This window comes from Marinigracilibium pacificum (genome assembly GCF_012926615.1).
GTDB lineage: Bacteria > Bacteroidota > Bacteroidia > Cytophagales > Cyclobacteriaceae > Mangrovivirga > Mangrovivirga pacifica.
In genome coordinates this window covers 146,383-160,847 of sequence record NZ_JABBNU010000008.1, presented here as the reverse complement: position 1 = coordinate 160,847, position 14,465 = coordinate 146,383, and the positions used below count along the sequence as shown (strand labels likewise).

Genomic DNA, 14,465 nt, shown 5'->3' with positions numbered 1-14,465 from the left:
AGTGGTAATTTATATTTTAGTCCAAATGGTTTATTTTAATGGCTCTAATTAGTAAGAAGAAAATACCTTTTCAAATAAGTAATGGTCTGAGAAGCTACCTGCACAAGCATGATCGATCATTTAAATCTCCAATAAAGTATTCAGACTTGTTGAGGTTTAATAGCACCATTGCTTTATATGATCGCAAAGGTGATGATACACTTTGGGAGACAGTTTTTTACTCGCCAAGTGAAATGGGCAATATTAATGAAAGCCTTAAAAAAATCTATGCGTTACTGAAATCAGATGGAGATCTTTCTGTGATTGAACATTTGTTTATTGACAGAGTAGATATATGTCCTTATGGAAATAGTATGCCTTTCAGGGTACGTATTGTTAATCAAATAAATGATAATTTCGATTATTTCTATGTAAAAAAGGCAGATGCAAGTAGGATTTATGGGCTCGAATTAGAACATCATCTTTCCCCTAACAGAATAAATTATCTGGTAGATGGTGATACACTTATAGAAGAGCATATTGCTGGCGTTCCTGGAGATCAGTTTATTATCACTTACCTTAGAGATCCCCAACTAAACAAGATCAGACTGGCAAAGGAGTTTGTGAAATTTAATGAAAGATGCTTTGTCAGACTTCTTGGTGACATGCACTCAAGTAATTTTGTTATTGATATCACTCCCGATTTTGAAGAAATACACTACAGAATCAGGTCTATTGATTTTGATCAGCAATCATACGAAGGCAGAAAAGCTATTTACATGCCTAAATATTTTAAACAGAATTACCCACTTATTAAACTGGGGCTTGAAACAATGACTCCTGAATCTGTAAGGCAATATCAAAAAGAGGAACGAGCTTTGATTGTTCATAGAATCAGAGCATCAAGATATGCGCTTAAAGACCTGATTGATGTAATGATTGTAGATAAGATTTCATTACCTGAAAATGTAGAAAGCCTTAAAAAAGAACTTGCAGATCATTATGAAGCTCCACAGTTTCTCGAATGTAATTCAATGGGAGAAATTGTGAAGCAAAGTCTTAAAATGCTGTTAAGGAATATTTAATCTCTGATAATTCCCGAAGGATAACTGACAATACTTTGATTTCCATCATTATCAACTGCTGAAACCCCAAATAGGTAATTATCAATAACAACACCTTTTAAAGTAAATTCTGTTGTGTTTTTATCAACAAAGACAGAGTGTTGCCACTGTGGTGCAGTTGTTTCTCTATAATGAATTATGTAACCTTTAAGATCTTCACTATCTACCGCATCCCATTTTAACTTAGTTGAAGGCTCAACAATACCACCAATATTGACATTTTCTGGCGATGTAGGAGCAGATGCAACCGAAGCAAGAGTAATGGCATTAACCGCGGTAAGCAGTCTGGCATATTCAAAATTCACACCCTCAATAACATCGCCATATTCAATTCCATTTTCGGTTCGTAAGTCTTGATGTTGTCTGTTGTAATTTTCATGAGCTTCCATGATTCTGATTCCTGCAAATCCAGCATCGTTAAATGGTCGGTGATGACCACCTCTGCCAAATCTATCCAGTCGATAAATCATGATGGGATTTATATAAGGCATATATTTTTCTGTGACATAGTGAACATACCGGGCAAGTTGCCTGCTTATTCCATCAACCTCGCCACCAAAAAATCTTCTCATTCGTCTTTCTCTATCAGTTTCAGTCGGAGGAACTGGTTCAGAAAAAATTCTGAAAGAACGGTTGTCGATAACTCCATCAACTCCTTCAATATTTCCAATCATGTCATTGTTGAGAACACCAAGAATTTCCCATCCTTCTTCTTTAGCTTTTTCTGCAAGAAATTTACCTCCAAATAAACCTTGTTCTTCGCCGCTTAACCCACTGTAAATGATACTACATTCGAATTTATATTTTGATAATACTCTTGCGGCTTCAATTGTTCCGGCCATTCCTGAGGCATTATCATTTGCTCCGGGAGAGTCGTCTTTGTAGTTAAGTACATCAGAAATTCGAGAGTCAATATCACCTGACATGATGATGTATTTATTTGGGTATTTTGTGCCTCTTTGTATTGCTAATACATTAACAATGTAGGTGTCTTCAGGTATTCGTTCACTTTCTCCTTTCTTTACCAGATTTCGTTGATATTTTACTTCAAGGCAGTTGTCACAATCTTTTGATATCTGATCAAAAGTAGATTTTATCCATCTTCTAGCAGCTCCGATACCTCTTGTATCCGAGGTAGTATCTGACATGGTATGTCTGGTGCCAAAATCAGCCATTTTTTTAATGTCAGACTCAATTCTCTCAGAAGAAACGTTATTAATGATATCATACATTTGTGTGTTAAACTGGCTTACCCCACTTTGAGCTATACTCTTAGAATAGAACCCTGAAATGATGATTAAAAAAAATATTCTATACATAGATCTTTTTACTTTTAAGTCTTATTGTCGTTTAACCAAATAAAGAAAAATAAGTTTAATGACCTAATTCTAGAGGGTTATTTCGATTGTGTTGATATTATAATTTGTAAATTGATAGGAATAAAAAATTCACTCTTATGTCTATGAAAAACAAAGACCTTTTACGTAGTAAAGCATTTGTTGATGGTAAATGGACTGATGCTCATTCGGGTAAAACATATGATATTAAAAATCCTGCTGATGACTCAGTGATAACATCAGTACCTGATATGGATGAGGAGGATGTAAAAGAGGCTATTGAAATTGCAGATAGAGAATTTCCCAAATGGTCATCAATGTTGGCGAAGGATAGAAGTGAGATTCTTGACAAATGGTATCGATTACTTATGGATAATCAAGAAGATCTTGCTGTTTTGATGACCATGGAAATGGGCAAACCATTAAAAGAATCTATGGGAGAGGTAGCATATGGTGCATCGTTTATCCAATGGTTTTCTGAGGAGGCTAAGCGAGTATATGGTGATGTTGTGCCAAACCATGCTCAAGGTAAGCGTATAGTAGTGATTAAGCAGCCCGTTGGGGTAACTGGTATTATCACACCATGGAACTTTCCGCTAGCAATGATTACACGTAAAGTAGGACCAGCGCTTGCTGCAGGCTGTACAGTAGTGATAAAACCTGCTCAGGATACTCCATTGAGTGCCTTAGCCGCAGCATATCTGGCGCAAAAAGCTGGTTTACCTCCTGGAGTGTTAAATATTGTGACTTCAAATTCGGCTTCAGAAATAGGTAAGGAATTAACCACTAATAAGCTGGTTAAAAAGATTTCGTTTACCGGATCGACAAAAGTAGGTAAAATGTTAATGGAGCAAAGTGCTTCAACAGTTAAGAAGATCTCCCTGGAATTAGGAGGGAATGCTCCTTTTGTAGTCTTTGAAGATGCAGATATAGAGGCCGCAGCTGAAGGAGCGATAGCATGTAAATTCAGAAATGCAGGGCAAACATGCGTTTGTGCAAATAGAATTCTGGTACATGATAAAGTCTATGATCAATTTGTTGAGAAATTTTCTGAAAAAGTTAAGAAGCTGAAAGTAGGAAATGGTCTTGATTCCGGTGTTGATATTGGGCCATTAATTAATGATAGTGCAGTAGAAAAAGTTAGCGAATTAGTAGAAGATGCTTTACAAAAAGGGGCAAAGCTAGTTGTGGGTAGCAACAAACCTGAAGGTAGGTTTTTTGATCCTATGGTTCTTACAGATGTTAATGATGAAATGGAGATGTTTAGCAAGGAGATATTTGGGCCTGTAGCTCCTGTTTACAGGTTTTCTTCAGATGAGGAGGCTATAGAGTTGTCTAATAAAACTAAATTTGGACTTGCGTCGTATTTTTATTCCAGAGATATTGGAAGAATATGGAAGGTAGCTGAATCATTACAATATGGAATGGTAGGTATAAATGAAGGCTTGATTTCGACTGAAGTAGCTCCTTTTGGAGGAGTAAAAGAGTCAGGAATGGGAAGAGAAGGTTCAAAATATGGAATTGATGAATACCTCAATATTAAATATATGTTGATGGGAGGTCTTTGACCAGTTGAATTAAAATCAAAATGAAAAGAACTAAACCAGCAAAGAAAGTATCAATTGGCAACCTTACCAGTAGGGTGGTAGGAGTATTTTTGATTATATCATTGTTGGTTGGAGGTTTCGGATATATTTCATACAAGAGTTTCGAATCATTAAATAATTCAGTAAGGTCACTCGCCTCTTCAAAAGAAACCTCTGAACAGCTTAACGAGCTATTCAGAGAGATGATGAAGGCCGAAAACCTGATCCGGATTTATATAATAACCGAAGATGATTCTACTCTTGCAGCGTATGAGGTGATGGAAGATTCGATTAAGACCGGATTAGTAGAATTAAAAAATGAAATTGGTAATGATCCGGTTAGAGGCAAGAAAGTTGAAACGCTGGCACTACTTTATGATCAAAAACAAGCATCATTAGATGAATTCCTTGAACTAAAGTTGAAAGAGCAGAGTAATGCATATGCCGAAAAAGCTTTAAAAGAGCTAAACCTGGATGGCAAAAATAAAAATCAGTTCAGACAGCTTCAATCAAAGTCATTAGTTTCAAAGTCAGATTCTTTAGTTGCAGGAGATATTTCATATAGACTTGTAGAAAGAGAGAAGCAAACTAAAGGTATTATTGCCTCACTTAAAAAATTATTTGGAAGCAAGGAAGTTGTCTATGATACTATTCCCATACTTGATCCACAAAGTGACCCAATGGTCGAGTCTACGGGGTCAGGTTATGTAAAGCGAATGGTTGATGGAGATTCTTTAGTTAATAAGATTGAAGAAATATTAACAGACCTGCGTGCTGAAGAAAAGTACTTTAGGAATTTATTATCCTTGAGAGAATACAGGATTCTTGAGCAGGATCAGAATTTATTTTTCCAGATTCAGGAAACATTAAATGAGCTTACAACTCTGGAGAAAGCAGAGAATCTCAAGAAACAGGAAGAGGCTGAGATTGTAGCTGATGAAGCAACTAAAACATTATTTACTATTGGAATTATTGGTTTGCTAGGATCGGGTATTCTTTTGACTCTTGTATTTAGAGGAGTATCTAAAAGTAATTTCTATAGGCAAAAGGCAGAACTGGAAAGGAACAGAGCTGAAAGATTAGCTAAAATAAAAGAGGAGTTTTTGGCAAATATGAGTCATGAAATTCGAACTCCTATACACTCAATAAATGGTTTTTTAGGTCTTTTACAAGAAACTCAACTGGATGAGGAACAAATAAAATACCTCAGTACAATAAATGGCAGTGCATCGTTTCTGCTTCGGTTAGTAAATGATTTACTAGATATTTCTAAGCTTAATGCAGGAAAAGTTACTCTTCATATTGAAGGCTTTTATCCTCATAAAATGCTTGAAGAGATAATTAACTCATTTATTCCTCTTGCGGAAGACAAAGGCATTGAATTAATTTTTGACTATCAGGCTGCTGATGACCTGGCTCTTGAAACGGATGTTTTTAGATTCAGGCAGATAATTACTAATCTCCTGAGTAATGCAATCAAATTTACGGAAGAAGGCTATGTAAGATTGACGTTTGCATGGTTAGATCAGTATGAAATTGCAAAAATACATATTACTGATACCGGAATAGGGATGACACCTGATGAGCAAAGGAAGGTGTTTATGTCATTTTCACAGGCTGATTCAAGTATTACAAGAAAGTATGGAGGTACAGGTTTGGGGTTAACTATTGTCAAAAATCTGGTAGAGTTATTTGATGGGGCAATAGATTTGACAAGTATTAAAGGAAAGGGATCTACTTTCACTTTAAGAATCCCGATGCATAAACCGGAAGTAAAACCATCTGAATCGTATTTGATATCTGATCATGAGTCAAATTTTATTGGGAAATTAGCGGCTGTTGTTGATGATGACCCTAATAATCGGCTATTGATGTCAAAGATTCTTCAATCAATAGGTTTTGATGTAAAGGTATTTGAAAATCCGGTTTACTTCCTTGAGTCAATCAAAAATGAATCATACTATTTCGTGTTTTCTGATATACAAATGCCTGAAATGGATGGTCTGACGTTGTCTGAAAAATTAAGAGATAGCTACAAGGGTAGTTTCGATAAACTTGTAGCGATGACAGCTAAGGGAGAATCAAGGCCGGATGTACAGGAAAATAAAGCTAATTTTGATGGGATATTATTTAAGCCGTTTTCAAGGACAGAATTAATTAACTTGATTTATGATATAACTGAAATAGAACCTGAAATAAAGGATCCAATTGAATCTGTCAATGATAAGGTTGGTGCAAATGAAAGTACGGAAATTGAACTTGATATTTCTGAAATCAAAATGTTCGCTGGAAATGATCCGGAGATGATTCGAAATATGATTGAAGGGTTGTATGGAAATATGCAAAATGATTTATCCAATTTCACTTCATTTGCTAACAATAAAGACCTTAATAGCCTTATGAAGCTTTCTCACCGCATGATTCCATCATGGAGTCACTTTTCATTTGATACAGTTTCTAAAAACCTACGTACGTTGGAGGAAACTATAGAGTCAAATCCAGAGCCATCAGACGAAATAAATGAAATGGCTAACGAGTTAATTGAAGAAATGTCAGTAAGCCTGGCCTTGATTGATAAATGGCTCAGGCGTCAATCTCATATCGCTTGATCTTATTATATAAAGTTTTTCTATCAATATTCAGGATTTTGGCTGCCAGACTTTTATTGTAGTGAGTTTCTTTTAAAACTCTTTCGATGGTTTCCTTTTCGTTAGTTTCCTGAAGTTGTTTCAAGTCTTTAGGGTTAGGGGCATCAGAATTAATTTCTATTCCCTGGCTAACTACACTATTTTCAAAAGTTTCAACTTTACGCATAGATTTAATTTCCTCAGGAAGTTGTTCAGGTGTTATTTCATCTCCCTGACATAGTAAAACTGCACGTTTGATTACATTTTTAAGTTCTCTGAGGTTACCAGGCCAATAGTATTGCTTAAAAATTTCTTTAGTCTCACTTGAAAATCCGTGGATATTTTTCCCAAGTTCTTCATTCGCTTCTTCGAGAAAGTGATCGGCAAAAATGAATAGATCATTTCCCCTTTCTCTTAAAGGATATAGCTGAATGCTGAATTCATTTAATCTATGATAAAGATCAAGCCTAAAAGACCCTTCTTCAGCTTTTTTACTCAGGTTATCATTGGTAGCTGTGATGATTCTCACATCAATATCAATGTCTGAATTAGACCCGATTTTCCTAATTTTCTTTTCCTGGAGTGCCCTAAGTAGTTTTACTTGTACTTCATATGACAGGTTTCCTATTTCATCCAAAAATAAAGTCCCTCCATTGGCATACTCAAATTGACCGGTCTTATCTTGTAACGCTCCTGTAAAACTTCCTTTAACATGGCCAAAAAGTTCACTTGCTGCCAGCTCATCACTTAAAGCTCCACAGTCTACAGCGATAAACGGTTTGTTTTGTCTGTTACTTTTTTCATAAATAAGTTTAGCTGCAAACTCTTTACCGGTACCACTTTCCCCTAAAATAAGAACACTCATGTCTGTAGGGCCTACCAAACTAGCGTGTTCGTATACTTTTCTTGCATAACCAGAGTCTCCGGAAATATAATCTATATCAGGAGATGATTTTTTCTTTTTAGGAGACTTGGAAACTTTTTCCTCTTTAGTTTCTGTAGTTACTTCCGAAAGGGCTCTTTTTACCAGTAGTAATAGTTCATCTGGATTTACTGGTTTTGTTACAAATTCATATGCTCCAATTTGAATTGATTTCACGGCAGTTCTTATGTCTGCATAATGAGTCATAAGAATAACCGGAGTGCCCTGATGATTTTCTTTTACTTCTTTAATGACAGAAATCCCATCCTGATCGGGTAACTTATAATCAGTAAGAACAAGATCGATTTTGTTTTTATTGATAAAAGAAATTCCTGATTCAGCAGAATGTGCACTTTCTACCTCAAAATCGTTTCTTTTGAGAAAGGTTGTGAGCATCATATTGAATGATGGATCGTCGTCAATAACTAGAATTTTTGGCATGTATAATTTGTATGTTCTGAAGTATAGATAAAATTAGACCTATTTTTTATTAATCAATTACTCTTATAAAAAAAAATCAAATTAATTATTAAGACTCTTGTTCATTTCCACAGGACTTACTTTAAATCCCAGTTTTATTAACCCATCAATGAGCCCTTCGGGTCCTACCAGATGACCTGCCCCAACAGCAATAAATGATTTTTTATCTTTTATTAAGTCAGGAATTTGCTTGATCCATTTTCTGTTTCGATCTCTCAATAACATGTTTTTTTCCTGAACACTTAATCCATTAGACATCAGGTCTGCTTCAATAGATTCTAAATTGTAATTAAAATAATTTTGAATCATAAGATTTAGTAAGACTTTATTTTCATCAAGATTGTCAATTGCATCTTCTAGAATTTCCAGTTGTCTTAAAACACTGATTTCATTAAATAACAAGTTTAGTTGGAAAGCAGTAGTCTCAAGTCCTGCGATTTCGATGTTATTTTCTTCTGCATAATCAAGAAAATATTGATCGATTAAAACTTCATTTTTTTCGGCTAATACTGGGAATTCTTGAACATAAATAGCTTGGGTAAACATACTCCACGCCATTGCTGGCTTAAACTGATTTAAGTATAAAACTGAAACACCAAGGTTTTCCTTAAGAAGATTATTAAGCTTTGTGAATTTTGTACTATCCATTATCTCACTTAAAAGAGTGTCTTTCATTAGAGTATAGCTTATTATCTTTCTAAGAAGTTCAGTAGAGTCTGTTGTTGTTTCTCCTATGACTAATTCTGCTATTTGTAAAGCCTCATTAACTGCAGGAAGACTATCCAGGTAACTTTTATCAAGTAAATGCAAGGTTCCATAGAGATAGGAAACTGTATTTGTCTCAGGATGCTCAACTTTCCATAAAAGACTGGACTTTTTTTGAGCTATCGATTCGGTATTTATTAAAAATAAACTGATCCAGATTAAAAATATAATGAAAAATGCCTTCATAGCTTTTTTATTAAAATATACATTTATTATTGGGGTAATTCAATAAATACAATAAAAAAGGGAAAGCTGGCGCTTTCCCTTGAATTCCATAGCCGGAATCTGTTAAGTATATGGTATTAGCCCGGTTGTTGCTAATGTACTTCTAATAGATACAAAACCGTGCCAAAACTAAAAAAGGCTTAAATTTTGATTTTAAAGGGGGGTGTAGAATTTATTGTGAGTATGTACGCTACTTTGTGTAGAATTTTTCCACACTTTGTTCCAAAAAAAATCAGACGGTGTGGACGTCTGATTTGATTGATCGTGTGTGTGAATGGTTAACTAATAAATAACCTGTACCTGTCCCAATAAACTTTTATGACAATTAAACTTTTTGAGCTTTGAATTCATAAACCTAAACCGTCATAATAACCAATTCATATTCTATATTGAAATTACCATGCCAAAACCTTAATTGTTTGTTATTCAGTGATTTATGTTTTTAAGGGGTGTGGTCTTGTTAAGAATATAACCTCAAAGTGTGGAATCGTTCTACAGAAAAAAAGAGGTTGCTTCCACAACCTCTTTAATCTTATTTGAATCAATTTGTGATTAATATCTATAATAATCAGGCTTGAATGGTCCTTCTTTAGAAACTCCAATGTAAGCAGCCTGCTCATCAGTTAACTCATCTAAAACAACACCAATTTTTGATAAGTGAAGTTTTGCTACTTTCTCATCAAGATGTTTTGGAAGTGTATAAACCTTATTTTCATATTTATCACCGCTTTTCCAAAGTTCGATTTGAGCTAACGTCTGGTTAGTAAATGAATTTGACATTACAAAACTAGGGTGGCCAGTAGCACAACCAAGGTTTACAAGACGTCCTTCAGCAAGAAGAATAATATCTTTTCCGTTTATAGTGTACTTATCAACTTGAGGCTTAATAGTTACTTTTGAACCACCATGGTTTTTGTTTAACCAAGCTACATCTATCTCATTATCAAAGTGACCAATATTACACACAATGGTCTTATCTTTCATTTTTGTGAAATGATCACCTTTAATAATATCTTTATTTCCAGTCGCAGTAACAACAATATCAGCTTCTTCAACAGCATCAATCATTTTCTTTACTTCAAAACCATCCATTGCTGCTTGTAGAGCACATATCGGATCAATTTCAGTAACAATAACTCGAGCTCCAGCACCTCTTAAAGAAGCAGCTGATCCTTTACCAACATCACCATAGCCACCAACAACAGCAACTTTACCAGCAATCATAACGTCTGTAGCTCTTCTGATAGCATCAACTAGAGACTCCTTACATCCGTATTTATTGTCGAATTTTGATTTTGTAACCGAATCATTAACATTGATAGCTGGCATTGGAAGAGTTCCTTTCTTCTCACGCTCAATCAATCTTAATACACCTGTTGTTGTTTCTTCAGATATACCTTTAATGTTTTGAGCCATTTCCGGGTACTTATCTAAAACAACGTTGGTTAGGTCTCCACCATCATCAAGAATCATATTTAGTGGTTGACCATCCTCGAAAATAAGTGTTTGCTCAATACACCAATCGTATTCTTCTTCAGTTAATCCTTTCCATGCATAAACAGGAACTCCAGCTTTAGCTATTGCTGCAGCAGCATGATCCTGAGTAGAGAATATGTTACAAGATGACCACTGAACTTCAGCTCCTAATTCTACAAGAGTTTCAATTAATACTGCAGTCTGGATAGTCATGTGAAGACATCCGGCAATTCTAGCGCCTTTTAAAGGCTTTTCTTTACCAAACTCCTCTCTAAGTGACATCAAACCTGGCATTTCCGCTTCTGCAAGCTCAATTTCAAGGCGTCCCCATTCTGCAAGGTTAATATCTTTTACTTTGTACTTTAATTTGGTGTCTTTTGCTTCAATCATAATGATATTACTATTGATAATATTTTTCTCAATTTAGAAACGCAAATTTACTAAGTATGTTTGTAAAAATTTACGTTTAAGGATTTATTCCTGAAGAAATTAGGGGTAAATCTTACTATCTGTTAATGATAAATTTGATCTCTTTTAATCCAAATGACCGAATTCCCTCTTCGGTTGAAATCTGAATTTTACCTTCATTGTTTACTCCCAGGATGGTGCCGTGAAAATACTTTTCTCCGGAACTAAATAGCTTTTCCTCCTGATACCAAAGCATTTTTCGATAATAAATGGATTTTAAATATGACTCTTTACCTGATCTTAATTTAAGATAGTAGACTTCAATATTTTTGAGTAATAATTGGAAATAATCATTAATTTCAACTTCAGAGCCTAATTCTGTCGCTATCGAAGTGGCATGTTCATGAAGTTTATCTCTTTGATTGACATTACTGCCAATCCCAACGATTGATTGATCCAAATTACTGTTCTTTAATGTGTTTTCAATCAAGATTCCAGCAATTTTATAATTTTCAACGTAAATATCATTGGGCCATTTTATGAGTACTTCCTTGTTAGGAATTAAAAATTGTATAGCATCTCTTACTCCAAGGCTGATAGCCATAGTTAACAAGAATTGATTGCTTGCATTTAAGAATTTAGGATATAAAATGATACTTAAAAGCAGGTTTTTTCCTGGTTCTGACTCCCAGGTGTTTCCTCGCTGACCCTTACCGGCAGTTTGATCGGTAGTCCAGACAACATGGCCGTCAATTGGATTTTTTGTTGACAGCATTTCGGCTGCAATGTCATTAGTAGACTGACATGATGGCAGATAATCAGACGTTCTGCCTAATATTAAAAGATTGGTAGAATTTTTATGCAATTATTTTTGATTACTTTTGACAAAACAATTTTTATACAATAATAAATGAATTCATCAGAACTTGCTGCATTAGTAGTTGAAGGAATGCAAGATAAGAAAGCGAAAGATATCGTACTTCTTGATCTTCGCGAAGTGAAGAACTCCATCTCAGATTATTTCGTTATTTGTACCGGTGGGTCTGATACGCAGATCGAGGCAATTGCAGATTCGATTGAGAAGAAAGTTTTTGAACAAGCTTCAGAAAATCCGTTTAATAAAGAAGGGACTCAAAATAGGCAATGGGTGATCATCGATTTTGTCGATGTAGTTGCTCATGTATTTTCACAAAAAGACAGGGAACATTATAATCTCGAGAATCTTTGGGGAGATGCAGATATTAAAACCTACGAAAATATTGTTTAATTTTTAAGGCATTACGAACAAAGTATTATATTGAACGTTAATGTATCAACACATAAACTGTAACGTGTAAAGAATGGCAAACGAGGGAAAAAATAAAGGCAAAAAAAACTTGCTTCCCAATAAAAATCCGCGCAGGCAGAATTATCAAATGCTGGTGATTCTAATCATCCTGTCGGTACTTGTTGGTTTCATGATGTTAAATAACTCAGGAGGAGCCACCCGAACTACTCAAAAAAAATTCGAGGAAATGTACCTTAATAAGGACGTTAAAAGGGTGGAGCTGATAAAAAACCAAGAATTGGTTGAAGTTTATTTGAAGGATGAAGCACTTAATAATGAAAAATATAAAGAGAAGTTAAATGGAAATTCAACCTTTGGTTTTACCGGAGGCCCACATTTCTTCTTTAAAGTAGCCGGTGCCGAAAAATTCGCTGAAGACTTTAGTAAGCTTGAGGCGGAAGCAGGAGGAGATCAACCCGGTCTTGAAATATCAGACAGAGAATCGCTAGGGGAGTTTTTCTTTAGCTATGGTTTAATCTTCTTAATGATCATTGGGTTTTTCTTCCTGATGAGAAGAATGACTGGCGCTGGTGGTCCTGGAGGACAAATATTTAATATTGGTAAGTCTAAAGCTGCTCTTTTTGATGCTGAAAATAAGGTTAAGGTTACTTTCAATGATGTTGCTGGCCTTGATGAAGCTAAAGAAGAGGTTAAGGAAATTGTTGAATTCCTGAAGAACCCGGGTAAATTCACTAAGCTTGGAGGTAAAATCCCTAAAGGTGCGTTGCTTGTAGGCCCTCCGGGTACTGGTAAAACTTTGCTTGCTAAAGCTGTTGCCGGAGAAGCTGCAGTACCGTTTTTCAGCTTGTCTGGTTCAGATTTCGTTGAGATGTTTGTTGGGGTTGGTGCTGCCAGGGTTAGAGACTTATTTAAGCAGGCAAAGGAAAAAGCTCCTTGTATTGTATTTATAGATGAGATCGATGCAATAGGTAGAAGTCGTGGTAAAGGTCATATGCCAGGATCAAACGATGAACGTGAAAATACTTTGAACTCTCTTCTTGTGGAGATGGATGGGTTTTCAACTGATAGTGGAGTAATTATTCTTGCTGCTACAAACAGACCTGATGTACTTGACCAAGCTTTACTTAGACCAGGGCGTTTTGACCGTCAAATAAGTGTAGACAAACCAGATATAGTTGGTCGTACTGCAATCTTTAAAGTACACCTTAAGCCTATCAGACTTGATAATGAGGTTGATGCTAAAAAATTAGCTGCTCAGACTCCTGGTTTTGCTGGTGCTGAAATTGCTAATGTTTGTAATGAAGCAGCATTAATCGCAGCTAGAAAGAATAAAGACAAAGTCGATATGCAGGATTTTCAAGATGCTATCGACAGAGTAATTGGTGGTCTTGAGAAGAAAAACAAAATAATTTCTCCGGAAGAAAAGAAAATTGTTGCTTACCATGAAGCAGGTCATGCTGTTGCAGGATGGTTCCTTGAGCATGCTGATCCTTTAGTAAAGGTAAGTATTGTTCCGAGGGGGATTGCAGCACTTGGATATGCTCAGTATCTTCCGAAAGAGCAGTTTTTATACCAGACTGAGCAATTGATTGATGAAATGTGTATGGCTCTGGGAGGTAGAGCTGCCGAAGAAATTACATTTAATAAAATTTCTACCGGAGCATTGTCAGATCTTGAAAGAGTGACGAAAATGGCTTATTCAATCGTAACTGTTTATGGTATGAATGATAAGATCGGAAATGTTTCGTTCTATGATTCTAAAGGTCAGAGTGAATACTCAATGACTAAACCATATTCAGAAAATACTGCTAAGTTAATCGATGAGGAGGTTAAGAAGATTGTTTCTTCTGCTTACGAAAGAGTGAAAAAGCTCTTAATGGAAAAGCAAGACAAGTTAGAAATTTTGGCAAAAGAATTACTTGAAAAAGAGATTCTTTTCCAAAACGATCTGACAAATCTGATTGGTCCAAGACCATTCCAGCATCAAACAACTTACCAGAAGTTTACTGATTCTGAAGAAGAAAAGGAAAAAAGAGAAAAAGAGTTAAATCATAATGATCATTCATTAGAAAATGGTCATAGCAAACCGGAAACTGCTGAGGTTGAATCTTCAAATGATAAGCCGGAAGATGATTCAAAATCTTGATCTGGATATAAAATTTAGTAAAGCCGGGTATATTTATGCCCGGCTTTTTTTATTTTGCTCATAATTTATTGAACAAAAAGTGCACCTTTGCACAAATTTTTT

At 35.3% G+C, this 14,465-nt stretch carries 10 protein-coding genes; 5 read left to right on the top strand and 5 right to left on the bottom strand.

The window, feature by feature from the left end; translation table 11 throughout:
• Positions 1–38: 38 nt before the first annotated feature.
• Positions 39–1,064: a hypothetical protein gene (locus HH304_RS13790; RefSeq protein ID WP_169682618.1), complete on the top strand. Its 1,026-nt coding sequence runs from the start codon at positions 39–41 to the stop codon at positions 1,062–1,064.
• Here HH304_RS13790 and HH304_RS13785 read toward each other — a convergent pair.
• A complete protein-coding gene (locus HH304_RS13785) occupies positions 1,061–2,422 on the bottom strand; it encodes a M28 family peptidase (protein ID WP_169682617.1) in 1,362 nt (453 codons plus the stop codon). The two genes, HH304_RS13790 and HH304_RS13785, sit on opposite strands and share 4 nt — an antisense overlap.
• 143 nt (positions 2,423–2,565) lie before the next feature.
• Here HH304_RS13785 and HH304_RS13780 point away from each other — a divergent pair, with 143 nt between their 5' ends.
• Together HH304_RS13780 and HH304_RS13775 are read left to right on the top strand one after the other, a co-directional pair.
• The gene (locus HH304_RS13780) at positions 2,566–4,008 is read left to right on the top strand and encodes an NAD-dependent succinate-semialdehyde dehydrogenase (protein ID WP_271711622.1); all 1,443 of its coding nucleotides are present in this window, start codon (positions 2,566–2,568) and stop codon (positions 4,006–4,008) included.
• Positions 4,009–4,028: 20 nt separating this feature from the next.
• The gene (locus HH304_RS13775) at positions 4,029–6,635 is read left to right on the top strand and encodes an ATP-binding protein (protein WP_169682613.1); all 2,607 of its coding nucleotides are present in this window, start codon (positions 4,029–4,031) and stop codon (positions 6,633–6,635) included.
• On the opposite strand, the gene HH304_RS13770 is transcribed toward HH304_RS13775, so the two are convergent.
• The 4 genes from HH304_RS13770 to HH304_RS13755 all read right to left on the bottom strand — a co-directional run bounded on the left by HH304_RS13770 (position 6,610) and on the right by HH304_RS13755 (position 11,794).
• On the bottom strand, positions 6,610–8,016 hold the full coding sequence (locus HH304_RS13770) for a sigma-54-dependent transcriptional regulator (protein ID WP_169682611.1): 1,407 nt from the start codon (positions 8,014–8,016) through the stop codon (positions 6,610–6,612). The two genes, HH304_RS13775 and HH304_RS13770, sit on opposite strands and share 26 nt — an antisense overlap.
• An 81-nt stretch (positions 8,017–8,097) precedes the next feature.
• The gene (locus tag HH304_RS13765; protein WP_169682609.1) at positions 8,098–9,006 is read right to left on the bottom strand and encodes a TraB/GumN family protein; all 909 of its coding nucleotides are present in this window, start codon (positions 9,004–9,006) and stop codon (positions 8,098–8,100) included.
• A gap of 591 nt (positions 9,007–9,597) precedes the next feature.
• Positions 9,598–10,911, bottom strand: a complete 1,314-nt coding sequence (gene ahcY / locus HH304_RS13760; protein ID WP_169682607.1) for an adenosylhomocysteinase — start codon at positions 10,909–10,911, stop codon at positions 9,598–9,600.
• 115 nt (positions 10,912–11,026) lie between these two features.
• Positions 11,027–11,794, bottom strand: a complete 768-nt coding sequence (locus HH304_RS13755) for a biotin--[acetyl-CoA-carboxylase] ligase (RefSeq protein WP_169682605.1) — start codon at positions 11,792–11,794, stop codon at positions 11,027–11,029.
• Between the two features lie 45 nt (positions 11,795–11,839).
• On the opposite strand from HH304_RS13755, the gene rsfS reads away from it, so the two are divergent.
• Together rsfS and ftsH are read left to right on the top strand one after the other, a co-directional pair.
• Entirely contained in the window at positions 11,840–12,196 is a 357-nt protein-coding gene (rsfS, locus tag HH304_RS13750; RefSeq protein WP_169682604.1) for a ribosome silencing factor, read from the top strand.
• 73 nt (positions 12,197–12,269) lie between these two features.
• A complete protein-coding gene (gene ftsH, locus HH304_RS13745; protein WP_169682602.1) occupies positions 12,270–14,363 on the top strand; it encodes an ATP-dependent zinc metalloprotease FtsH in 2,094 nt (697 codons plus the stop codon).
• Positions 14,364–14,465 lie beyond the last annotated feature (102 nt).